The following is a 22,903-nucleotide window of genomic DNA, read 5'->3' as shown; positions in this document are numbered from 1 at the left end:
AAGAAGGAAGAAGCTCATGTCACGTTCCATCCACCGACTGTTGTCCTCAGGCGGCGCGCTCGCCGCGCTGCTCGCGTTCGGCGTGCTGGCTGCCGGCTGCGCAGGCACGCCGGCGGCGATTGCGGACATCCGCTATGACCTCGGACCTCCGGCGCCGGCAGCATCGGCGGGCGCCATGCCGCCGGTCAAGGTGCTCGACGTGACGGCGCCCGAAATGCTCGCCACCGACAAGCTCATTTACCGCCTCAGCTATTCGGACGCGCAGCAGACGGCGGCGTACGCGAATAGTCACTGGACCATGGCGCCGTCGCTGCTGCTCACGCAGCGTCTGCGCAACGCGCTCAGTTCGCACGGCACCGTGTTGACCGGCGCCGACGGCGTGCGTGCGCCGGTGCTCAAGGTCGAACTGAACGAGTTCGAGCAGGTGTTCGACAGCCAGTCGGAAAGTCACGCGGCCGTCACCGCGCGCGCCACGCTGACGCAAAACGGCAAGGTGATCGGTCAGCGCACCTTCCTGTCGCGCGCGCCGGCCAGTTCGGCGGACGCCGCCGGCGGCGCGCAGGCGCTCGCCGCCGCGAGCGACGACCTCGTCTCGCAGATCAGCGCGTGGCTCGGCGTGCAGGCGCTGGTCGCCGCGCAATGACCGGCGTGCAGCGCGCGGCACGGAGCGCTGCATGAGCGTCAAACCGTGGGCGCGCCGGCCGTCGGCGCTGGCCCGCCAGACGCTGCTGCTGTACACGGCGCTGATCGTCTACGGCTCGTGGTATCCGTTTTCCGGCTGGCGTTCGCTGGGCCTCGGTCCGTTCGCCTATCTCGCCGATCCCATGCCGCAATATCTGACGGCGTTCGACGTCGTCAGCAACGTGCTCGGCTATATGCCGTTCGGGGCGCTGGTGGTACTCGCGGTCTATCCGCGCTGGCGCGGCACGCTGGCCGTCGCGCAGGCGTTCCTGCTGGGCGCGCTGCTCTCCGGCGTCATGGAGGCCGTGCAGACCTACCTGCCGACGCGCGTCGCTTCCAATCTCGACCTCGCCGCCAATGCGCTCGGCGCGCTGCTTGGCGCGGCCATCGTGTCGCCGGCTACCGGCGCGCTGCTGGACCGCGGCTTGCTGCGGCGTCTGCGGATGCTGTGGTTCGAGCGCGATCGTGCCGCGCTGGCGTGTCTCGTCGCCTCGTGGCCTTTTGCGACCATGTATCCGGCGCCGCGTCTGTTCGGCCTCGGCAACTGGCCGCGCGCGCTGTGGCTGCGCTTCGATCAGGCGACGCAGGACGTACTGCTCGCCTGGACGCCGCCGGGCTGGCACGTCGGCGCATGGCCCGCGTCCGTTGCCGCATGGTTCCCCGACTACGTCTGGGAGGCCCTGATCACCACGCTGAATCTGTTTGCGGCGCTCGCGCTCGCGTCGCTGTCCATCCGTCGGCATGCGCCGCGCCTGAGATTGCTGTTCGCGTTCATTGCCGTCACCTTGTGCGTCAAGGTTGGCGCGACGTTCCTGCAGTCGCAGTCCGGACTCGCCTTCGACTGGGCGACGCCCGGCGCGCTCGCCGGGCTCGTGTGCGGCACGGTCGCGGCGTTGCTGGCCCTGCGTTTGCCGCGCAGACCGCGCGCGGTGCTTGCCGCCGCCGCGCTAAGCGTCTCTCTCGTGTTCGTCAATCTGCTGCCGGTGAATCCGTACTTCGACGCCGTGCTCGCCGACTGGCGACAAGGCCGTTATCTGCACTTCAACGGCCTCGCGCACTGGATCGCGTGGGTCTGGCCATACGCGGCGCTGGTGTGGATGGCCTATGTGGTCGAGCAGACGTGGATCCGGCGGCGTGCGCCGCGCGCTTGAACGGCGCGCAAGCCGGCCGCGAGGCTCGCTCGCTATAATCGACCGCATAAGCTTGCGGCACGCCGACGTTGCCCGCGCCGTTCCCACTCATACAGCAACGATCCCCGGACACCATGGACTCTTTCTACAAGTACCACGTCTTCTTTTGCCTGAATCAGCGAGACCCGGGCGCCGAGCGGCCCAGTTGCGCGAATTGCAACGCGCAGGAGATGCAGGAACATGCCAAGAAGCGCGTGAAGAAACTCGGTCTGGCGGGACCCGGCCAGGTGCGGATCAACAAGGCGGGTTGCCTCGATCGGTGCGAACTCGGCCCGGCGCTCGTGGTGTATCCGGAAGGCGTCTGGTACACGTACGTGGATGAAGCGGATATCGACGAGATCGTCGATTCCCATCTCGCCAACGGCAAGATCGTCGAACGTCTGAAAATCGATCAATAAGCTCTGCCATGAATGTACACACGAAGAAGTATCTGATCGACGGCCCGGTCGGCAAAATCGAGGTCGCGCTGGATCTGCCCGACGAAGTGCGCGAGAACGGCGCCGCGCCGCGCGGCATTGCGCTCGTCGCGCACCCGCATCCGCTGTTCGGCGGCACGATGGACAACAAGGTCGCGCAGACGCTTGCGCGCACCCTGGTGCAGTTGAATTACATCACCTACCGTTCGAATTTTCGTGGTGTCGGCGAAACGCAGGGCGAGCACGACGCGGGCATCGGCGAGCGCGACGATCTGCGCGCCGTACTCGATCACATGCGCGAGCAAAGCGGGCAAGCTGATCTGCCCCTCGTGCTCGCCGGCTTTTCGTTCGGTACGTTCGTGCTGTCGCATGCTGCCGCGCGGCTGCGCGAAGAAGGTCAAGAGATCGAGCGGATGGTGTTCGTCGGTACGGCGGCGAGCCGCTGGGAAGTGGCGCCGGTGCCGGAAAACACGCTGGTGATTCACGGCGAGACCGACGAGACCGTTCCCATTCAATCCGTTTACGACTGGGCGCGTCCGCAAGAATTGCCTGTCGTCGTGATTCCGGGCGCGGAGCATTTTCTGCATCGCAAGTTGCACATCCTGAAACGGATCATCGTCGAAGCCTGGCGCTGACACTCGTCCACCGCGCGTTTTCCGGGGTACAGGTACGCGCAAACGAAAATTAATCACCGGCCATTGCGCAAAGTTACCAGGATAGCGCGCGTATAATGAGCGCTCTTTTTTGGGCGCAGCACCGCCCACCCGGCAGTTCGCGCGACGCGTAGCCTGTTTGCGCGCGCAGCGGTGCCGGATGCGAGGCGTGCTGCGCGAACCGATCGCGTGGCCGGAAGTCCAATGGGCGCCGCGCCGTTTTTTACGGCCTGACGCTCGCCGACCGGCTCTTCCAAACAATGCGCCTTGCGCGCGATGTATTTATCTGCACGAATCGACCCTATGCGTTTCTCCATCTCCGGCCGCACGTCATTCCCTTCTGTTGCTTCCTTCGTTCCTTCATCGTTGAGCCGCGCCGTCACTCTCGGCGCGATCCTGCCGGCCACGCTGGTCGCCAGCACGGCGTTCGCGCAAGTGCCGCCGCCCGCGGTGAACGCGCGTTCGTGGGTGCTCGTCGACGCGACCAGCAATCAAGTGCTCGCGTCCGGCAATGCGGATGAACGTGTCGAACCGGCTTCGCTCACCAAGCTGATGACCGCGTATCTCGTCTTCGAAGCGCTGCAAACGAAGAAGATCACGATGGACCAGACGGTGATGCCGAGCGAAGCGGTGCGCCGCGTGCGCACGGACGAATCGCGCATGTTCATCGAGGCGAACAAGCCGGTCACCGTGCACGATCTCGTGTACGGCATGATCATCCAGTCGGGTAACGACGCGGCGATCGCACTGGCCGAACTCGTGGGCGGCAGCGAAGCGCAGTTCGTCAACATGATGAACACCGAAGCCGCTCGCCTCGGCATGAAGCACACGCATTTCGCCGACGTGAACGGCATGCCCGATCCGCAGCACTTCACGACCGCGGGCGACCTCGCGATCCTGTCGGCGCGCCTGATTCGTGACTTCCCCGACTACTACAACATCTTCTCGGTCAAGGAATTCACGTACAACAAGATCAAGCAGCCGAACCGCAACCGTCTGTTGTGGATCGACCCGACGGTCGACGGTCTGAAGACCGGTCACACCCAGGCGGCGGGCTACTGCCTGATCGCCAGCGCGAAGCGTTCGCTGCCGGGCACGAACGACGGCTCGCGCCGTCTCGTCTCCGTCATGATGGGCGAGACCAAGGAACACGACCGCGTGCAGGACAGCCTGAAGATGCTGAACTACGGCTACACCGCGTACGACACGGTGCGTCTGTACAAGGCCAATCAGGTCGTCGGTACGCCGCGCGTTTATAAGGGCGCACAAGACGTCGTGCAGATCGGCGTGAAGGGCGACCAGTACATCACCGTGCCGAAGGGCATGGGCGACAAGGTCAAGCCGCAGATCGAACAGATGGATCCGCTGATCGCTCCGATCGCGAACGGTCAGCAGGTCGGCACGGCGAAGCTGGTGGCCGACGGCAAGGTGCTCGCGCAATTCCCGATCGTCGCATTGCAGGCGGTGCCGCAAGCGGGCGTGGTGGGTCGCGTGTGGGATTCGCTGATGCTCATGTTCAACAAGAAGAAGTAAGAGCGCCATCGCGATGACTGTTTCCGACGTTTCGTCCGACCCGATTGTCTTTCTGAATGGCGAGCTGGTGCCTCTGTCCGAGGCACGCATTCCCGTGCTGGACCGCGGCTTTATTTTCGGCGACGGCATTTACGAAGTCGCGCCGCTCTATGCGCACGCAGGTGGCCGCACGGCATTTCGCTTCGCGCATCACCTCGCGCGTCTGTCGCGCTCGCTGGAAAAGATCGGCATTGCCAATCCGTTCGACAACGCCGGGTGGCGCGAGTTGATCGAGCGCGTGGTGTCCGCCAATGAAGCGGACGCCGGCCTCGCCGCCGATCAGGACGCCATCGCCTATATTCAGATTACGCGCGGCGTGGCGAAACGCGGTCACGCATTTCCGGCCGGCATTCAGCCCACGGTCTTCGTGATGGTCACGCCGCTGAATCTGCCGGGCGACGCGCAGCGTGCGCAAGGCGTGCGTTGCGTCACGGCGGAAGATCGCCGCTGGCTCAATTGCGACATCAAATCGGTGTCGCTGCTCGGCAACGTGTTGATGGCGCAGTACGCCGCGGAAAACGACGCCTTCGAAACCATTCAGTTTCGTGACGGCATGCTGACGGAAGGGTCGTCGTCGAATGTGTGGGTGGTGAAGGACGGCGCGTTGTTTGCGCCGCCGCGCAGCCACAAGATTCTCGAAGGCATTCGCTACAGCCTGATCGAAGAGCTGGCGAGCGAGTGCGGCATCGGGTTCGAGGCGCGCGAGGTTACCGAAGCCGAACTGCGCGCCGCGGACGAAATCGTGGTCAGTTCCGCCACCAAGGAAGTCCTGCCGGTCACGCAGCTGGACGGCAAGCCGGTTGGCGACGGCAAGCCGGGTGCGGTGTTTGCTGCGCTGTATGCAGCCTATCAGCGCGCCAAGGCGAAAGAAGCGCAAGAGGCGCAGCAAGGAGTAAAGAATGAATCCCGAGAACGAGTCACTGCTTGAATTCCCGTGCGATTTTCCCATCAAGGTGATGGGCAAGTCGCATCCTGAGTTTGCCGAAACGATCGTGAGCGTGGTCCGGCACTTCGACAGCGAAGTGGACCCCGAGCGCATCGAAACGCGCCCGTCGAGCGGCGGCACATACACCGGTCTCACAGTCACCGTGCGTGCAACCAGCCGCGCGCAACTCGACGATATTTATCGCGCGCTGACCGGTCACCCGATGGTGAAAGTGGTGCTGTAAGCACCGCTGCGTTCTACGGCGTGACGCGCAATGCGTTCGCCGCCAGATCGGCGCCTGCGGTGAGTCCCACCTCGCAGGCGCGGTCGAAAAGCTGCTTGAACCGTCCCACTTCTTCGAACACCCAATCCCGGAATGCCTTGACCCGCGGCGCCTCCAGCATATGCGGCGGGCAGATGAAGTAGTACTGCCACGGACTCGGGCCGTCCACGTCGAACAGACGCACAAGGCGCCCTGCCGCGACTTCATGCATGGCGAGCGAGCGGCGCGTGAGGGCGACGCCCTGGCCGTCGATGGCCGCCTGCAACAGATTCGACGAGTCCTGATACAGCACGCCGCGTTTCGGCTCCGGCCAGTCCGTCAGGCCGGCGGCGTCGAACCACGGACGCCAGAGTTCGTCGTCCGAGCGCAGCAGCGGCACTTTGGCGAGATCGGCCGGTGTTTGCGGCAGCTTGCCGCCGTTGAAATTCGGCGAGCAAGCCGGGAAGAAAATTTCCTCCAGCAGCAGCTCCGAATGCATCCCCGAATATTTGCCGAAGCCAAAGCGGATCGCCACGTCGACGTCGTCGCGCGCGAAATCCGTCAGCGCATTCGTGGACAGAAGCTCGAGGTCCCACTGCGGATGCGCCTCGATGAAGCTGCCGATGCGTGGCGTGACCCAGCGCGCCGCGAACGACGACAGCATCGACACCACGAGGCGCCGCTCGCGGTCGCCGGCGCGGATTTCGCGGGTGGCGTCGGCGAGGGCCATGAGGGCGGTGCGCACGTGCGTGGCGTAGCGGCGGCCGGTGTCGGTCAGCCGCACCCGCTTGCCGTCGCGCGCGAACAGGGCGATGCCGAGTTCGGCTTCGAGCGCGCGAATCTGATGGCTGACCGCGCCGTGCGTGACGAAGAGTTCGTCTGCGGCACGGGAAAAGCTCTCGTGGCGGGCTGCGGCTTCAAAAGCCTTGATAGCATTCAAGGCCGGTAGCTGACGGAGGTCCATCGCAATAAATCTCACATAGAGGTGAAAATAGATCGTTTTGCTTAAACCCTTGATGCACCTACGATTGTAGCCATGAAACGAACTTTGGCGAGGGCATCATGCGAGAAATTTCCTCTAGCATATCGTTTGAAATCCGGAACGGCGAAACGATTCCCATGAAGGTGGCGCGCAGTACCCGGATGGTCGTGCACGGCGGCGCGGTCTGGGTAACCCGTAGCGACGACGTCGAAGATTACTGGCTGCAACCCGGTCACACGCTGAGATTGCGGCGCGGCGAACGCCTGTGGCTGAGCGCGGAGAACGACACGTTGGCGAAAGTCGCTTTCTCGGTGCCGACGCGCTGCGACGAGCGCGCACTCAACTGGTTTGCCCGTCTGGGCGAGCGGCTGGCGATGCGTCTGCGTGGAGGCTGGCGCACCGTTTGACGGAACGCGGCGACGCCCGGCGGGGTTTCCCATATTTCGGTAAACTGTCGGGATTATGTCCGCTACCCCGGTTTCTCCGTCTCTTGCGCCCGCCTCAACGCCGCTCACGCTGCGCTGGCGGGGCAGCGAACCCTACGAAGCCAGTTTCGACGCCATGCGCGCGTTCACGGATGCGCGCACCGCCGACACCCCCGACGAAATCTGGCTCGTCGAACATCCTCCCGTTTTCACGCTCGGCCAGGCCGGCGACCCAGCGCACCTGCTGGCCGCCGACAGTGGCATTCCTCTGGTGAAAGTCGACCGGGGCGGGCAGATCACGTATCACGGGCCCGGTCAGGTGGTGGCATATCTGCTGCTCGACCTGCGCCGCCGCAAGCTGATGGTGCGCGAGATGGTCACGCGGATCGAACAGGCCGTGATCGACACCCTCGCGGCGTATAATCTCGCCGGAGAACGCAAGGCGGGCGCCCCGGGAATCTATGTGGCGCCTGGGCCGCAAGCCGGGCAGCATGACGGCGCCAAGATTGCGGCGCTGGGGCTGAAAATCCGCAACGGCTGTAGCTATCATGGCGTGAGCCTCAATGTGAGCATGGACTTGCGGCCGTTTCTGGCCATCAACCCATGCGGTTATGCCGGGCTCGAAACAGTCGATATGGCAACGCTGGGCGTCACCGCCGGCTGGAACGACGTAGCCCACACCTTCGCAGCTTGTCTCACCGCAAACCTCGACGGCAGTCCCGCGGCCGTCGCCCAACCGCAGGCCGGTGCTCTCACCGCCTGACTGGACCGAAGAATGACTGACGTTACCGCGAACCTCGCAGGCTCCCCCGCTACCGACGCAACGCCGGCTACCGCCGCCGCTTACGACGCTACCGCGAAGCAGAAGGCGCAAGCCAAAACCGCTCGCATCCCGATCAAGATCGTCCCGATCGAAAAACTCAAGAAGCCGGACTGGATTCGCGTGAAAGCGGCCACCGGCAATTCGCGTTTCTACGAGATCAAGCAGATTCTGCGCGAGCACAACCTGCATACGGTGTGCGAGGAAGCGAGCTGCCCGAACATCGGCGAATGTTTCGGCAAGGGCACGGCCACGTTCATGATCATGGGCGACAAGTGCACGCGCCGTTGCCCGTTCTGCGACGTCGGTCACGGCCGCCCCGATCCGCTCGACGTGGACGAACCGGGCAATCTGGCTCGCACCATCGCCGCGCTGAAGCTGAAGTACGTGGTGATTACCAGCGTCGACCGCGATGACTTGCGCGACGGTGGCGCAGCGCACTTCGTGGAGTGCATCCGTCAGACGCGCGAGTTGTCGCCGGAAACGCGCATCGAAATCCTGACGCCGGACTTCCGCGGCCGTCTGGATCGCGCGATCGGCATCCTGAATGCCGCGCCGCCCGACGTGATGAATCACAACCTCGAAACGGTGCCGCGTCTGTACAAGGAAGCGCGCCCAGGTTCGGATTACGCGCATTCGCTGAAGCTGCTGAAAGACTTCAAGGCGCTGCATCCGGATGTCGCTACGAAGTCCGGCCTGATGGTCGGCCTTGGCGAAACCGAAGAAGAAATTCTGCAGGTGATGCGCGACTTGCGCGATCACGACGTGGACATGCTGACGATTGGCCAGTATCTCCAGCCGTCGGAACACCATCTGCCGGTGCGCTCGTACGTGCACCCGGACACGTTCAAGATGTACGAAGAAGAGGCGTACAAGATGGGCTTCACGCACGCGGCGGTTGGTGCCATGGTTCGCTCGAGCTATCACGCCGATTTGCAGGCGCACGGAGCAGGCGTGGTCTGAACGCTTCGATTACCTGAAGTTTGAATGCAAAGCCCGCACATGTTGCGGGCTTTGTTTTTTGCGCAGACGGGTGGGGTCGATGCGAACGCGCATGAGCAATTCCAGCACGCCGCGCTGCGCCCGTTCAGAACATTAAGACTACCGGTAGTGACGCGCGAGCAGCATGCAGACCGACGAAGCGATCGAGCCGATAATGGTGAATGGGTAGAGAAAGTCGATGAAGCGATTGCGGAATGCGCGGTCGCCGATGAGACGGTCGATCAGGTTCGACATGCTGGATCTCCTTGTTGAATTTGGCCGAAAAAATTATATCTCAGCGTTCCCTAATTAGTTAGGTTAACGAATAATGAGACAGAGAAAAGCTGATCGATATCACGGCGGTGATGATCAACGAAAACCATACGAGCCGATCATCGCACTCGTCGTTCGCCGGTAACGATATCGGGTCTGCCGCATCGGCCGCGCCGAGACAAACCAGCACTGACGCCAGAACAATGAAGAGCACATGCCACAGAAGCCCCGCCAGCATCAGCGCGAGCGTGCCGCGCGTCGACGCGTCGCCCACCGCGCAGCCGATCTCGTAGCAGGCGCTCGCGCACATCGAAATGACGACCCAGAAAAGTTGCCCGTTCTGGATGGAACGACGCGCAATGTCGTGAACGACGCCGCGATAGTGGCGTGAAAAACCCAGCAGCGGAAGCAACGTTACCGGCGCAAACGCGGGCACGCCGACATTGAAAAACAACCAGCTTAAACAACTGAACATATCGACCATAGGAGAGCGAAGTAAAGGTAACGTCATGAATCATGCTGCCGCTACCTGAACGCAACAATCCGCCGGATGGCCAGCTTGCGCCAATCCGTCTCGATATAGTCGTAACGGCGGTGCGCCACCGTCCGCTCGAACCGGCGCACTTCACGCCGGAGCCATCAGCCCCATCCATCCACGCGTGAAAAGCAATGCTTGAACAGCGTGATTAGCAATTGCGGATTAATTAGAACCGGCCGTCACCAAACTCCCTATAGTCGGAAGCCTCCCGTACAACATCCACTAAAGGGGCTTCCCGATGAACCGTTTCCTCCGCCCGCTGGCCTCGCTCGCAACGGCGCTCGCGCTCGGCGCGCCGCTCGCCACCGTCGCGCACGCCGACACCAAAGAAGTCGTCATTGCCTATCAGGACATGGTCGTGCCCTGGCGCTATGCGCAGGCCACCGGTGAAGTCGAGAAGGCGACGGGTTACAAGGTCACGTATCGCAAGCTCGGCAGCGGTGCCGACGTGATTCGCGCGCTTGCATCGGGCTCCGTGCAACTCGGTGAAGCCGGTTCGAGCCCGATCGCGGCCGGTCTCTCGCAAGGTGTGGACATTTCGCTGTTCTGGATTCTCGACAATATCAACGACGCCGAAGCGCTGGTTGCGCGCGACGGTTCCAACGTCACCAGCATTGCCGGTTTGAAGGGCAAGAAAATCGGGGTGCCGTTCGTCTCCACGTCGCACTTTCACACGCTGGTCGCGCTGCAGAACGCGGGCGTGAATCCGGCCGACGTGAAGATCGTCAATCTGCGTCCGCCTGAAGTCGCGGCGGCCTGGGCGCGTGGCGATATCGACGCCACGTACATCTGGGACCCGGTTCTGGCGAAGGTCAAGAAGAACGGCAAGGTGTTGATCACCTCGGGCCAGGTTGCCGGGCAGACGGGTAAGGCGACATTCGACGGCTTCGTGGTGGATCGCAAGTTCGCCTCGCAGAATGCCGAATTCGTGACGCGCTTCGTGAAGGTGCTCGCCGCGACGGACGCCAGCTATCGCGACCACACTGCCGCATGGACGGCGACGTCTCCGCAGGTCGAGGCCGTAGCGAAGGAATCGGGCGCGACCGCGCAGGACGTGCCGGCGAGTCTCGCGTTGTACGCATTTCCGACGCCGGCGCAGCAGGCGTCGAACGTGTGGCTCGGCGGCGGCGCGCAATCGGGCGCGGCGAAGTCGCTGGCTGCGACCGCCGCCTTCCTGAAGACGCAGGGCACGATTCAAAACGTGCTGTCGGACTACTCGGGCGGCGTCGATCCTCGCTTCGTCCAGCAAGCGGCGCAGTAAGACGTGCGTTCACGGAACATCGTCACGATGAGGTTCGGCAATGAGCGGTCTTGATATCCGGCGGCTGGAAGTCGCTTACGAAGGCGCTCGCGGCGCGGCACCTCACGTGGCGCTCGCGGACGTCGATCTGCGGATCGAACCCGGTGAGTTCGTCGTCGCGCTCGGCGCGTCGGGGTGCGGCAAGACCACGCTGCTCAATTGCATTGCGGGCTTCATCCAGCCGACAGCGGGCGAGGTGCGTCTGAACGGCGAGCCGGTACTCGGTCCGGGTGCGGATCGTGGTGTCGTGTTCCAGAAATACGCGCTGATGCCCTGGCTCGACGTGCTCGGCAACGTCGTACTCGGGCTGCGTTTTCAGCGCATGCCGAAGGCGCAACGCGAACAGATCGCGATGGAGAAACTGGCGCTCGTCGGCCTGGCGAAGCATGCGCGCGCGCCGGTTTATGCGCTGTCGGGCGGCATGCAGCAGCGCGTCGGTATTGCCCGCGCGTTGGCCAGCGATCCGCACGTGCTGCTGATGGATGAACCCATGGGCGCACTCGACGCGATGACGCGCGAGTCGATGCAGGAACTGGTGCTCGATGTCTGGGGCCGTACGCGCAAGACAGTGTTCTTCATCACGCATAGCGTCGAAGAAGCGCTCTTTCTGGCGACGCGGCTCGTCGTCATGACGCCAGGGCCGGGCCGCATTGCCGACAGCTACGATCTGCCGTTCGCCCAGCGCTTTCTCGATACGCGCGACGCGCGCGCGGTCAAATCCGCGCCGGACTTCATCGAGTGGCGCGAACGGCTGGTGCAGCGTTTGCACCAGCGCAACGGGGAAGAGGTGCTGTCATGACGGCGTCGCGTGAATCGCTGCGCAGCGGCATAGCGCTCGCGCCATCCGGCGAGCCGCCGCAACGCAAAGCGCGCCCCGTGCGAGGCTGGCATCTGCCGGGCGAGGGTCCGACTGCGGCACTCAGCGTCGTCTCCGTGACGACGCTCGCAGCGCTCTGGTGGCTCGCCACGCACCTGCACTGGCTGCCGCCGCTTTTTTTGCCGACCCCGGAAGCCGTGTGGCGCGCATTCATCGACGCTTGGCACGGACGCATTCAGGGCGGCCTGCCGCTTTCCGAACATCTGGCATGGAGTGCCTTGCGCGTATTCGGCGCGTTCGCGCTGGCGGCTGTCACGGCGGTGCCGGTCGGCATTCTGATGGGGGTGAGCCGCGTGGCGCGCGGCCTGCTCGATCCGCCGCTCGAGTTCTATCGGCCGCTGCCGCCGCTGGCGTATTTGCCGCTCGTGGTAATCTGGTTCGGCATCGACGAGACGGCGAAGATCGTCGTGATCTATCTCGCCTGTTTTGCGCCGATCGCGATGGCCGCGCGAGCCGGTGTGCGCAGCGCGACCATCGAGCAGATTCATGCCGCGTACTCGCTCGGCGGCCGCTTTTCGCAGATCGTGCGCTTCGTGGTGTTGCCCGCCGCGTTGCCGGAGATTCTGACCGGCTTGCGGATTGCCATCGGCTTCGGCTGGACCACGCTGGTCGCGGCGGAAATGGTCGCCGCCACGGCCGGCCTGGGTCAGATGGTGCTCAACGCGTCGAGCTTTTTACGCACCGATGTCGTGGTGATGGGCATCTTGCTGATCGGCCTGATCGCATGGCTTTTCGATCTCGGCATGCGCGCGCTCGAACGGCGTCTGGTGCCGTGGAAGGGCCGTCACTAATTCCGATGCACGCGGACCCGCACAGCAAAGCCGCGCTTACTCGAACAGTTCGATCACGGGCCAGCCACGGTCCGTGGCAATCGCGCGCAGCCTTGCATCCGGATTGGTTGCGACCGGATGCGTGACGCGCTCCATCAACGGTACATCGTTGATGGAGTCGCTATAGAAATAGCTTTGCGGGAAGTCGTGCAATGCATGACCGAGCGACGCCAGCCAACTCTCGGTGCGTGTGACCTTGCCTTCACGGAACGTGGGCACGCCGAGCGCCGCGCCGGTGAAGCGCCCGAGCGGATCGCCGCCTTCCGTGCCGAGCTGGATGCCGAGCAGATGTTCGAAACCGAGCGCCTTGCCGATGGGCTGCGTGATGAACTCGTTGGTCGCGGTGACGATGCAGCACAGGTCGCCCGCTTCGTGATGACGCCGCACGAGGTCGAGTGCGGCAGGCAGGGTGGCCGGCGCAATGATGTCCCGCATGAACTGCGAGTGCCACGCATCCAGCTGTTCGCGCGAATGACGCGCGAGCGGCGCCAGGGTGTAGTTCAGATAGGCGCTCATATCGAGCGTGCCCGCCACGTACTGCCGATAGTACCCGTCGATTTCCTCTGCGTGCCGCGCCGCGCCCTCGATCCCCAGGTCAGCAATGAAGTGGGCCCACGCCTGGTCGCTATCGAGCGGCAGCAGCGTATGGTCCAGGTCGAATAGCGCAAGATTGCGGCTCATCCAGAGTCCTCGTCGGTTGAGTGGGGGAGCGAACACGCGACGACGTCCGGCCGGTGCACAGTAATCCACAGTTTTGCACGAGCGTATATTTAAAAGCACAAAATTACAATAAGGCAAAAATGTGCAACACTACTGTCATATACGCTCCACTGCCGACGCGCTCGGCATTCGGTTCGGTCATGGCAGCAGGAATGGAAGAGTAGTGCGTTATGTTGATTCTCCTTAACCTTCTGGCCGGTGTTGCGCTGCTCGTCTGGGGTTCGCACATCGTTCGCACGGGCATCCTGCGAGTGCTCGGCGCCGACCTGCGTGGCGTGCTCGGACGTAGTACGAGCAGCCGCTGGCGCTCGTTTCTCGCGGGCGTCGGTGTCACGAGCCTCGTGCAAAGCAGCAACGCCACGGCGGTGATCGTCACGTCGTTCGCCGCACAAGGACTGTTGCCGCTCACGAGCGGACTCGCCATCATGCTGGGCGCCGATGTCGGCACTGCGCTCATGGCGCGCGTGCTCACACTCGATCTGTCCTGGCTCTCGCCCATCCTGATCCTCCTCGGCGTACCGCTGTTTCTGTCGCGCAAGCAGACGCGTATCGGTCAGGCGGGGCGCACGCTGATCGGCCTCGGTCTGATACTGCTGGCGCTGCATCTGATCGTCGAAGCGGCGCAACCCATGATGCAGGGCGCCGGCGTGCGCGTGATGTTCGGCGCGCTGACCGGCGACACCATGCTCGACGCGCTGGTCGGCGCCGCTTTCGCCATGCTGTCCTATTCGAGCCTCGCGGCCGTGCTGCTGACGGCGACGCTCGCGTCGTCGGGCGTGATCTCGTTGAAGGTGGCGCTGTGCCTCGTGATCGGCGCCAACCTCGGCAGCGGCCTGCTGGCGTTGCTCGGCACGGTGGCGCAAAACGCGGCGGCGCGGCGGCTCGCGCTGGGCAGCTTCGCGTTCAAGCTGGCCGGCGCGCTGCTGATCCTGCCGTTCGCGCCATTGCTCGCGCGCGGTCTGCCGGTGCTGATCGCCAATCCGCGGGAGGCCACGGTCGGCTTTCATCTCATCTACAACACGCTGCGCTGCTGCGCTTGCCTCTCGCTGATCGATCCCGTTGCGCGCGTCTGCACGCGCGTCTTGCCGAATCGTCCCATGCCGAACGGCGAATTGCGGCCGCTGCATCTGGACCCCGCCGCGTTGTCCACGCCGACACTCGCGCTGGCGCACGCCGCCCGCGAGGTACTGCGGATCGGCGACATCGTGCGTGAGATGCTCGACAACGTGACGGACCTGATCCATCACAACGATCTCGACAAGGCGCGCGAGACCGTGCGGAAGGACGACGACGTCGACGAACTCTACGCCGCGGTCAAAACTTATCTGACGCTGATCTCACGCGAGCAACTCGACGAAGCTGACAGCCGCCGCTGGACCGACATCATTTCGCTGACCATCAATCTGGAGCATGCGGGCGACATCATCGAGCGGATCGTGCGCGACATCGAAGAAAAGAAAATCGCGCACCGTCTGTCGTTTTCCGAAGAAGGTCTGGGCGAACTGGACGACCTGCAGACGCGCCTCGTCTCCAATCTGCAACTCGGACTCTCGGTATTCCTGAACAACGATCTGCGTTGCGCGGAACGTCTGCTGGCCGAGAAAGAACGCTTCCGCGATCTGGAGCGCGCGTATTCGTACAAGCATCTGGACCGCCTGTCCGGACAGACCCTGCGCAGCATCGAGACGAGCGCGCTGCATCTGGATCTGATCAGCGACATGAAGCGGCTCAATTCGCTGTTCTGTTCGACGGCGTACCCGGTTCTCGACGCGGCCGGTGCGCTGCACGACACACGCCTGCGCAAGCGCTCGCTCGATACGATGTATGTGAAGGAGTAGGCCGCTCGCGAGCGGGCGCGGCCTTTTACGCCAGAACGATTTCTTCGAGCTTCTTTTTCAGCGACGCGAACTCGGCGATATCTGCGGCTTTCTTGTTGGTGACGAGCACATCGATGCGGTCTACCGGGCAGTACGAAATACGGCTGCGCTGGCCGATCTTGCTGTAGTCCGCGAGTATCACCACGCGGTCCGCGTTCGCCACCATGGCGCGAGCCACTTCGGTCTCGGCGTGATCGTAATTCGTTGCGCCGTGGCGATGATCGACACCGACCGGCGAGAGCAAGGCGATGTCGGCGCGATAACGCTGGATGTCCAGCACCGTGGTTGCGCCAGTGGTGGCCATGGCGCGATCGCTGATCGAGCCGCCGAGCAGGATGACTTCGTTGGCCGCGTCCGATTGTTCGACCGCGCCGCGCATTTTCATGGCGACGTCGATCGAATTCGTGACGACCGTCAGGTTCGCGAGCTTCGCCAGTTCTTCGGCCAGCGCCGCCGTGGTCGTGCCCGCGTCGATGAACAAAGTCTGGCCGCTCGCAATCAATCCCGTGGCCGCCTTCGCAATCGACGTTTTGGATTTGACGCGCATGTGCGCGCGTTCGGCAATCGGCGCTTCGTCGGCGGGTTTGATCGCGCCGCCATGCACGCGCCGCAGTTCACCGAGCGCTTCGAGATCGAGAAGATCGCGGCGCACGGTTTCGCGCGACACGCCCAGGTCCGCCATGATCCGTTCGGTCGACACGCGTTGCAGCGTGGACAACAAAGCGCGAATTCTCTGATGACGGTCTTCCTGCCACATGCAATTTTCCCTGGCTGCGAATGTGCGTTCGCGTAGCGTGTTTTAAGTACGGTATCGTGGACACGGATGTGTGTCCGGAGCATGTCAAGCCTACTACTTTAGCTGCATTGTGTTGTATTTTTTTGGCAGCTTGCAAGTTTGTGTATTTGAATTTAGCCTTCGCAGATTCATCGCAACAGCGGTAGTCGACTACGTGTCGAGCGCTTACTGATCCGCTCATTCTGAAAGGTATCGGAACGTGGCAAACGGAAACGATCGCGCTTCATCCGCGGACTGGCCGTATCCCCGGCTGGTCGCGCACCGTTGCGGCGGCACGCTGGCGCCGGAAAATACGCTGGCCGGCTTCGATGCCTGCGTGCGTTACGGTTACCGCATGGTCGAATTCGACGCCAAGCTGTCAGCCGACAACCAACTCTTTCTCCTGCACGACGACACGCTCGAGCGCACCACCAACGGTCATGGCGCTGCCGCCGATCACACCTGGCAGCAGTTGAGCGAGTTCGACGCCGGCGCATGGCGCGGCGCGGAATTTGCCGGCACCCGTTTGCCGACGCTTGCACAAGCGGCCGGGCGTTGCGCGCGCGACGGCATTGCCGCCAACATCGAAATCAAGCCGTGTCCGGGCCGTGACGAGATCACCGGCCGGCTGGTCGCGAGCGGCGCGCTGCAATTGTGGCAGGGGCAGACGCCGCCTCTGCTGTCGTCGTTTTCGTTCGAGGCGCTGGCCGCCGCGCGCGACGCCGCGCCTTCGCTGCAACGCGGCATGCTGTTCGAAGAGGTCCCGATGGACTGGCTGCGCATCGTGCGCGAACTCGACTGCGTGTCGTTACATGCAAGCCATCGTTATCTGACCGAGACGCTGGTCGCCAAGATTCGCGCGGCCGGACTGCGCGTGCTGGCCTACACCGTGAACGATCCGGAACGCGCGCGCCTGATCGCCCAGTGGGGCGTCGACATGATTTGTACAGATCGCATCGATACACTCGAATCCGACATGTTGTCGGACACGGCGAATCCGGGCCGAGCGTGACGTGGGCGCGCGTTCGCGCGCTCGAAGAAGGTCAATCAGAAATTTTCCAAACGTAGCAATTTCGGCAGAGGATGGGGAACACTATGAACCGCACCGCGTTAGCCCGCTTACTTTCGATGTCGGCCGTGGCCGGTGTCGCCGCAGCCGGCGTGAACAGCGCAACGGCCGCGCCGCTCGACGCACTGGTTGCCGCCGCCAAGCAGGAAGGCCAGCTCACCGTGATTGCCTTGCCGCACGACTGGTGCAACTACGGTCAACTGGTGGCCGGCTTCCAGAAGAAGTACGGCATCAAGATCAACGAACTGAATCCCGATGCCGGTTCGGGCGATGAAATCGAAGCCATCAAAGCGAACAAGGGCAACAAGGGTCCGCAAGCGCCGGACGTGATCGACGTGGGTCTGTCGTTCGGTCCGAGCGCGAAGGCCGAAGGTCTGTTGCAGCCGTACAAGGTCGCGTCGTGGAACTCGATTCCGAAGGAATCGAAAGACGCCGACGGTTACTGGTACGGCGACTACTACGGCGTGCTGTCGTTCGAAGTGAACGCCGACATGATCGACAAGGCGCCGGCCGACTGGAGCGATCTGCTCAAGCCGGATTACAAGAATGCCGTCTCGCTCGCCGGCGATCCGCGCTCGGCGAATCAGGCCATCCAGGGCGTGTTCGCAGCGGGTCTGTCGCAAAGCAAGGGCGATGTGAGCAAGGCCGACAAGGCCGGTCTGCAATACTTCGCCAACCTGAACAAGAGCGGCAACTTCGTGCCGGTGATCGGCAAGGCCGCGTCGCTCGCACAGGGCACGACGCCGATCGTCGTGCGTTGGGATTACAACGCGCTGGCCGATCGTGACACGCTCAAGGGCAATCCGAAGGTGCAGGTCGTGATTCCGAAGACGGGCGTTGTTGCTGGCGTGTACGTGCAGGCAATCAGCGCCTTCGCACCGCATCCGAACGCGGCCAAGCTGTGGATGGAATACCTGTATTCGGACGAAGGCCAGATCGGCTGGTTGACGGGTTATTGCCACCCGATGCGCTACAACGAAATGGTTGCAGCGAAGAAGGTTCCGCAAGCGCTGCTTGACAAGCTGCCGCCGCCGTCGGCCTACAAGAACGTGGTGTTCCCGACGCTGTCCCAGCAGGACGCGTATAAGGACACCATCACGAAGCATTGGGACGAAGCCGTCGGCGCGAACGTCAAGTAAGCGTATCGACTCGCGCATTGACGGCGGCGTTACGACGCCGCCGTCAATGGCTATGTATCGAATCAAAGACGACGCGCCGCTCGAATCGAGCGGCGCGTCTGGCTTTTGCGATTGCCTCCAGGGTGAGCTATGAGCGCTTCATCGGAAACAGGATCGGCGCGGCCGGATTTGCAGGTCCCACCTGTGCCCACGCCGACGCCGCGCGTGAACGGTCCTGACCGCACGGCGCAGGTTCTCAGCTGGATCGGCGTGGTGCCGTTTTTCACCTTTGCGCTGCTTTTCCTGATCCTGCCGACCGGCTTTCTGATGGTGGGCGCGTTCCAGGATCCGCAAGGACACTTCACGCTCGCCAACTTTCGCGAACTGCTCCAGCCCACCGTGCTGGACGCCTACTGGATCAGCTTCAAGGTGAGCGCGGCCTCGGCGCTGGGCGGTGCGTTGATCGGCTCGCTGCTTGCATGGGCGGCGGTGCAAGGCAAGCTGCCCGGCTGGATTCGTCCCACGCTCATGACCTTCTCCGGCGTGGCGTCGAACTTTGCCGGTGTGCCGCTGGCGTTCGCCTTCATCTGCACGCTGGGACGCGTCGGTCTCGTGACCGTGCTGCTGAAGAAATACCTCGGCTTCAACCTCTATTCCACCGGCTTCAGCGTGCTCAGTTTTTCCGGGCTGACGCTGACGTACCTGTATTTCCAGATTCCTCTGATGGTGCTGATCGTGACGCCGGCGCTCGACGGTCTGAAGCGCGAGTGGCGCGAGGCCTGCGACTGCCTCGGCGGCACGGCGTTCCAGTACTGGCGGCACGTGGCCTTGCCGGTGCTGTGGCCGAGCGTGCTCGGCGCCACCTTGCTGCTGTTCGCCAACTCGTTCGGCGCGGTGGCCACCGCCTACGCATTGACGGGCAGTTCGCTGAACATCGTCACGATCCTGCTGTACGCGCAGATTCGCGGTGATGTGATGCACAACCAGAATCTCGGCTACGCACTCGCGCTCGGCATGGTGCTGGTGACGGGCCTGTCGAATGGCGGTTATATCTGGCTGCGTTCGCGGGCCGAAAGGGGACGTCGATGAAAAGCCAATCCCGCGTGGGCGCATGGACGGCGATGATCGTCGGCGCGCTGTATTTTCTGATTCCGCTGATCGCCACGTTCGAGTTCAGTCTGCGCATGAAGCGCGGCGTCTACAGCTTCGAGGCGTATAGCGTGGTGCTGGCCGACCCGCGCTTCCAGGCGTCGTTCGGTTATTCGATCCTGATGGCAGTGCTGACGATCGTCGTCGGCGTGCTGCTGGTGGTGCCGACGGCTTACTGGGTGCAGTTGCGCTTGCCGCGGCTGCGGCCGATCGTCGAGTTCATCACGCTGCTGCCGCTGGTGGTGCCGGCCATCGTGATCGTGTTCGGCTATCTGCGCATCTACAACAGCAGTTCGATCCTGCCGCTCACCGGCAACGAACGCGCCACCGACGTCTTGCTGGTGTTCGGCTACGTCACGCTGTCGCTGCCCTACATGTATCGCGCCGTGGATGCGGGCCTGCGTGCCGTCGACGTGCGCTCGCTCACCGAAGCGGCGGAATGTCTCGGCGCCGGCTGGCCGACCATTCTCTTTAAGGTGATCTTTCCGAACATCCGCTCGGGCATCCTGTCCGGCGCGTTTCTCACTTTTGCCGTGGTGATCGGTGAGTTCACGCTGGCGAGTCTGCTCGACCGTCCGGCGTTCGGCCCGTATCTGCAGCTGATCGGCGCGAACCGCGCCTACGAGCCCTCGGCGCTCGCGATCATCGCGTTCGTGATCACGTGGGCGTCGATGGGACTGATTCAGGTATTCGGCTCGGCCCGCGCGCTCAGCGGCCAGAAAATTTGACGGACTAAGGCAGCGAACATGGCATTCCTCGAAATCGAAAATCTGCACAAGGCCTTCGGAACGAACACGGCCTTGCATCACTTCGACATGAAGATCGAGCGCGGCGAGTTCATCACGTTTCTCGGACCGTCGGGCTGCGGCAAGACCACGGTGCTGCGCATGATCGCGGGCTTCGAATCGCCGACGCGCGGCGTGATCCGGCTCGACAACAAGGACGTCACCCATCTGCGCACGCGTCAGCGCAAAGTCGGCATGGTGTTCCAGTCGTACGCGCTGTTTCCGAACATGACGGTGGCGGACAACATCGGCTTCGGTCTGAAGATCGCGCACCGTCCGCAGGCGGAAATTCGCAAGCGCGTCGACGAGATGCTGCAACTGATCAAGCTGCCGCATCTGGGCGAGCGGTATCCATGGCAGCTGTCGGGCGGCCAGCAGCAGCGCGTGGCATTGGCGCGCGCGCTGGCCGGCAAGCCGCAGGTACTGCTGCTCGACGAACCGCTTTCCGCGCTCGACGCCAAGATCCGCATCTCGTTGCGGCAGGACATCCGCGCGTTGCAACGCGAACTCGGCATCACCTCGATTTTCGTCACGCACGATCAGGAAGAGGCGCTGTCGATCTCCGACCGTATCGTCGTGATGAACGAGGGACGTGTGGAGCAGGTCGGCTCGCCGTCGGAAATCTACAACTATCCGCGCACGCGCTTCGTGGCGTCGTTCGTCGGCACGCTGAACATTCTGTCAGGACACGTGGTCGATCCGAAAACCGGCCGCATGGCCGTGGACGGGCAGGAACTCACCACCGCGCAAGCGCTTTCCGCGGACGACGCCGGCAAGCAGCGCCTGCTCGCGCTGCGTCCCGAAGCCATCGTGCTGGAACCGGCCGCGCCGGGCCGCAACACGCTCAACGCCACCGTCGAAGAAGTGAATTTCCTCGGCGCGGTGGTGCGCATCCGGACCCGCGTGAAAGACGCCGTGATTTCGCTCGACGTCTTCAACGATCCGAACCGCGGTTTGCCCGAGCGTGGGCAGCCGGTGTCGCTCGGTTTTTCGCACGAGAATCTGCTGGTGCTGGAAGAGGGCGGGGCGTAAAGCCACGGCCTGCAAGGCTCTCCGGGTTTTCCCGAAGTTTGGGTGTGGGCCGATTCCGGAAATCCCGACACGCTTTGTCCGGATTTCCGGAATCCCGGACGCCTCGTTGTCTAGCACGTCAAAAAACCCAAATAAATCAATGCGCCAGGCTTGGTATCAAGCTGGCATCGACCTTGCAAATTAAAAGACGCGGCCGCAACGGCCCGACAACTAAAGCAAGGAGACAACGATGTCCGATTTCCCTTCCCGGTATCTCTGAATTCGTCGTCTTGTCGCGGCCTAATGCCGTGCACAGGCGTGACGATCATTCGTTCGCATGATGCGCAGCGTGGCAGGCCCTGAGCTCATCCACATCGCAGGAAACATCGTGAAGAAACCTATCCACAAAGTGCTGTACGTCCAGGTGATCGTGGCGATCATCATCGGTATCGCGCTCGGCCACTTTTATCCGAACCTCGCCGTCGACATGAAGCCGCTCGGCGACGGCTTCATCAAGCTCATCAAGATGGTGATCGGGCCGATCATCTTCTGTACGGTGGTGACGGGTATTGCCGGCATGGAAGACATGAAGAAAGTGGGCCGCGTCGGCGGCAAGGCGCTTCTGTACTTCGAAATCGTGTCGACGTTCGCACTGGTGCTCGGCCTGATCGCGACGCACGTGCTGAAGCCGGGTGTCGGCTTCAACATCGACCCGGCCACGCTCGACGGCAAGGCGGTCGCGTCGTACGCCGCGAAGGCGCACGGCCAGACCACGGTCGACTTCCTGATGCACATCATTCCGGATACGTTGTCGTCGGCTTTCGCGCAGGGCGAAATCCTGCAGATTCTGCTCGTCGCGCTGCTGTTCGGCGCGGTGCTGGCCACGGCGGGTGAGCGCGGCAAGGTCGTGACGAACTTCATCGACGGTCTGTCGCACGTGCTGTTCGGCATCGTGCGCATCATCACGAAGCTGGCGCCGATCGGCGCGTTCGGCGCGATGGCGTTCACCATCGGCAAGTACGGCATCGGCTCGCTGCTGCCGATGCTCAAGCTGATCGGCACGTTCTATCTGACGTCGATCGTGTTCGTGGTCGTGGTGCTCGGCATCATCGCGCGCGCGGTGGGCTTCAACATCCTGCGCTTCGTGGCCTACATCAAGGAAGAAATGCTGATCGTGCTGGGCACGAGCTCGTCCGAAGCCGCGCTGCCGCAACTGATGCTCAAGCTCGAACGCCTCGGCTGCTCGCGCTCGGTGGTGGGCCTCGTGGTGCCGACCGGTTACTCCTTCAACCTCGACGGCACCAACATCTACATGACGATGGCCGTGCTGTTCATCGCGCAAGCCACCAACACCGATCTGACGTGGACGCAGCAACTCACGCTGCTCGCGGTGACCATGCTCACCTCGAAGGGCGCAAGCGGTGTGACGGGCGCGGGCTTCATCACGCTGGCGGCAACGCTGGCCGTGGTGCCGACCATTCCGCTGTCGGGCATGGTGCTGATTCTCGGTATCGACCGCTTCATGAGCGAGTGCCGCGCGTTGACCAACATCGTCGGCAACGGCGTGGCGACGGTCGTGGTGTCGGCATGGGAAAAGGAACTGGACCGCAACAAGCTGAAGGCCGCCTTGCGCGGTGACGTGACGGTCAAAGAGCCGGCCGGCGTTTAAGCCGG

At 63.2% G+C, this 22,903-nt stretch carries 25 protein-coding genes; 20 read left to right on the top strand and 5 right to left on the bottom strand.

The window, feature by feature from the left end; translation table 11 throughout:
• The first annotated feature begins 16 nt into the window (after positions 1-16).
• The 7 genes from P3T18_RS09260 to P3T18_RS09230 all read left to right on the top strand — a co-directional run bounded on the left by P3T18_RS09260 (position 17) and on the right by P3T18_RS09230 (position 5,681).
• Positions 17-643 carry an ABC-type transport auxiliary lipoprotein family protein gene (locus tag P3T18_RS09260; RefSeq protein WP_429299611.1) on the top strand — a complete coding sequence of 209 codons (627 nt, stop codon included), beginning with the start codon at positions 17-19 and terminating at the stop codon, positions 641-643.
• Between the two features lie 31 nt (positions 644-674).
• Positions 675-1,832, top strand: a complete 1,158-nt coding sequence (locus tag P3T18_RS09255; protein ID WP_429299610.1) for a VanZ family protein — start codon at positions 675-677, stop codon at positions 1,830-1,832.
• 113 nt (positions 1,833-1,945) lie between these two features.
• Positions 1,946-2,269: a (2Fe-2S) ferredoxin domain-containing protein gene (locus P3T18_RS09250; RefSeq protein WP_429299609.1), complete on the top strand. Its 324-nt coding sequence runs from the start codon at positions 1,946-1,948 to the stop codon at positions 2,267-2,269.
• A gap of 8 nt (positions 2,270-2,277) precedes the next feature.
• Positions 2,278-2,922: an alpha/beta hydrolase gene (locus P3T18_RS09245; protein ID WP_429299608.1), complete on the top strand. Its 645-nt coding sequence runs from the start codon at positions 2,278-2,280 to the stop codon at positions 2,920-2,922.
• A 321-nt stretch (positions 2,923-3,243) separates the two neighbouring features.
• A complete protein-coding gene (locus tag P3T18_RS09240; RefSeq protein ID WP_429299607.1) occupies positions 3,244-4,473 on the top strand; it encodes a D-alanyl-D-alanine carboxypeptidase family protein in 1,230 nt (409 codons plus the stop codon).
• 13 nt (positions 4,474-4,486) lie between these two features.
• Positions 4,487-5,440 (top strand): D-amino acid aminotransferase, encoded by a 954-nt coding sequence (locus P3T18_RS09235; RefSeq protein WP_429299606.1) that lies wholly within the window; start codon positions 4,487-4,489, stop codon positions 5,438-5,440.
• Positions 5,412-5,681 carry a DUF493 family protein gene (locus tag P3T18_RS09230; RefSeq protein ID WP_429299605.1) on the top strand — a complete coding sequence of 90 codons (270 nt, stop codon included), beginning with the start codon at positions 5,412-5,414 and terminating at the stop codon, positions 5,679-5,681. The genes P3T18_RS09235 and P3T18_RS09230 overlap by 29 nt, the downstream gene beginning before the upstream one ends.
• 13 nt (positions 5,682-5,694) lie before the next feature.
• Here the strand turns inward: P3T18_RS09230 and P3T18_RS09225 are convergent, their stop codons facing one another.
• Positions 5,695-6,663, bottom strand: a complete 969-nt coding sequence (locus P3T18_RS09225; RefSeq protein WP_429299604.1) for a transcriptional regulator GcvA — start codon at positions 6,661-6,663, stop codon at positions 5,695-5,697.
• Positions 6,664-6,761: 98 nt separating this feature from the next.
• Here P3T18_RS09225 and P3T18_RS09220 point away from each other — a divergent pair, with 98 nt between their 5' ends.
• The 3 genes from P3T18_RS09220 to lipA are packed head-to-tail and all read left to right on the top strand — an operon-like array spanning position 6,762 to position 8,889.
• The gene (locus P3T18_RS09220) at positions 6,762-7,088 is read left to right on the top strand and encodes a DUF2917 domain-containing protein (RefSeq protein WP_429299603.1); all 327 of its coding nucleotides are present in this window, start codon (positions 6,762-6,764) and stop codon (positions 7,086-7,088) included.
• Positions 7,089-7,143: 55 nt separating this feature from the next.
• Entirely contained in the window at positions 7,144-7,869 is a 726-nt protein-coding gene (lipB, locus tag P3T18_RS09215) for a lipoyl(octanoyl) transferase LipB (protein ID WP_429299602.1), read from the top strand.
• 12 nt (positions 7,870-7,881) lie between these two features.
• Positions 7,882-8,889 carry a lipoyl synthase gene (gene lipA, locus P3T18_RS09210; RefSeq protein WP_429299601.1) on the top strand — a complete coding sequence of 336 codons (1,008 nt, stop codon included), beginning with the start codon at positions 7,882-7,884 and terminating at the stop codon, positions 8,887-8,889.
• Between the two features lie 138 nt (positions 8,890-9,027).
• On the opposite strand, the gene P3T18_RS09205 is transcribed toward lipA, so the two are convergent.
• A complete protein-coding gene (locus P3T18_RS09205; RefSeq protein ID WP_429299600.1) occupies positions 9,028-9,162 on the bottom strand; it encodes a hypothetical protein in 135 nt (44 codons plus the stop codon).
• Positions 9,163-9,220: 58 nt separating this feature from the next.
• The gene (locus P3T18_RS09200) at positions 9,221-9,691 is read right to left on the bottom strand and encodes a hypothetical protein (protein WP_429299599.1); all 471 of its coding nucleotides are present in this window, start codon (positions 9,689-9,691) and stop codon (positions 9,221-9,223) included.
• Between the two features lie 265 nt (positions 9,692-9,956).
• On the opposite strand from P3T18_RS09200, the gene tauA reads away from it, so the two are divergent.
• Genes tauA through P3T18_RS09185 form a run of 3 tightly spaced genes read left to right on the top strand, consistent with a single transcriptional unit; the run spans position 9,957 to position 12,686 of the window.
• Complete coding sequence (gene tauA / locus P3T18_RS09195; protein WP_429299598.1) at positions 9,957-10,979, top strand: taurine ABC transporter substrate-binding protein; 1,023 nt, start codon at positions 9,957-9,959, stop codon at positions 10,977-10,979.
• A 40-nt stretch (positions 10,980-11,019) separates the two neighbouring features.
• Positions 11,020-11,817: a taurine ABC transporter ATP-binding protein gene (locus P3T18_RS09190; protein ID WP_429299597.1), complete on the top strand. Its 798-nt coding sequence runs from the start codon at positions 11,020-11,022 to the stop codon at positions 11,815-11,817.
• Complete coding sequence (locus P3T18_RS09185) at positions 11,814-12,686, top strand: ABC transporter permease subunit (RefSeq protein ID WP_429299596.1); 873 nt, start codon at positions 11,814-11,816, stop codon at positions 12,684-12,686. The genes P3T18_RS09190 and P3T18_RS09185 overlap by 4 nt, the downstream gene beginning before the upstream one ends.
• 36 nt (positions 12,687-12,722) lie before the next feature.
• Here the strand turns inward: P3T18_RS09185 and P3T18_RS09180 are convergent, their stop codons facing one another.
• The gene (locus P3T18_RS09180; protein WP_429299595.1) at positions 12,723-13,406 is read right to left on the bottom strand and encodes an HAD family hydrolase; all 684 of its coding nucleotides are present in this window, start codon (positions 13,404-13,406) and stop codon (positions 12,723-12,725) included.
• A gap of 209 nt (positions 13,407-13,615) precedes the next feature.
• Here P3T18_RS09180 and P3T18_RS09175 point away from each other — a divergent pair, with 209 nt between their 5' ends.
• The gene (locus P3T18_RS09175; protein ID WP_429299594.1) at positions 13,616-15,283 is read left to right on the top strand and encodes a Na/Pi cotransporter family protein; all 1,668 of its coding nucleotides are present in this window, start codon (positions 13,616-13,618) and stop codon (positions 15,281-15,283) included.
• 25 nt (positions 15,284-15,308) lie between these two features.
• On the opposite strand, the gene P3T18_RS09170 is transcribed toward P3T18_RS09175, so the two are convergent.
• Positions 15,309-16,079 carry a DeoR/GlpR family DNA-binding transcription regulator gene (locus P3T18_RS09170; RefSeq protein WP_429299593.1) on the bottom strand — a complete coding sequence of 257 codons (771 nt, stop codon included), beginning with the start codon at positions 16,077-16,079 and terminating at the stop codon, positions 15,309-15,311.
• Between the two features lie 238 nt (positions 16,080-16,317).
• Between P3T18_RS09170 and ugpQ the strand changes: the two genes are divergently transcribed.
• From ugpQ to P3T18_RS09140, 6 genes are all read left to right on the top strand, one after another.
• Positions 16,318-17,109, top strand: a complete 792-nt coding sequence (gene ugpQ, locus P3T18_RS09165; protein WP_429299592.1) for a glycerophosphodiester phosphodiesterase — start codon at positions 16,318-16,320, stop codon at positions 17,107-17,109.
• Between the two features lie 83 nt (positions 17,110-17,192).
• Positions 17,193-18,305, top strand: a complete 1,113-nt coding sequence (locus P3T18_RS09160; RefSeq protein WP_429299591.1) for an ABC transporter substrate-binding protein — start codon at positions 17,193-17,195, stop codon at positions 18,303-18,305.
• Positions 18,306-18,434: 129 nt separating this feature from the next.
• Complete coding sequence (locus P3T18_RS09155; protein WP_429299590.1) at positions 18,435-19,373, top strand: ABC transporter permease; 939 nt, start codon at positions 18,435-18,437, stop codon at positions 19,371-19,373.
• Positions 19,370-20,161, top strand: coding sequence for an ABC transporter permease (locus P3T18_RS09150; protein WP_429299589.1), 792 nt, complete (start codon positions 19,370-19,372; stop codon positions 20,159-20,161). Before P3T18_RS09155 ends, P3T18_RS09150 begins: the two co-directional genes overlap by 4 nt.
• An 18-nt stretch (positions 20,162-20,179) precedes the next feature.
• Positions 20,180-21,250 carry an ABC transporter ATP-binding protein gene (locus tag P3T18_RS09145; RefSeq protein ID WP_429299588.1) on the top strand — a complete coding sequence of 357 codons (1,071 nt, stop codon included), beginning with the start codon at positions 20,180-20,182 and terminating at the stop codon, positions 21,248-21,250.
• Between the two features lie 367 nt (positions 21,251-21,617).
• Positions 21,618-22,898 (top strand): dicarboxylate/amino acid:cation symporter, encoded by a 1,281-nt coding sequence (locus P3T18_RS09140; protein WP_429299587.1) that lies wholly within the window; start codon positions 21,618-21,620, stop codon positions 22,896-22,898.
• Positions 22,899-22,903 lie beyond the last annotated feature (5 nt).

Source organism: Paraburkholderia sp. GAS199 (genome assembly GCF_050436585.1).
Classification (GTDB): domain Bacteria; phylum Pseudomonadota; class Gammaproteobacteria; order Burkholderiales; family Burkholderiaceae; genus Paraburkholderia.
The sequence above is the reverse complement of the archived record's forward strand: the minus strand, read 5'-3'. Positions and strand labels throughout refer to the sequence as shown.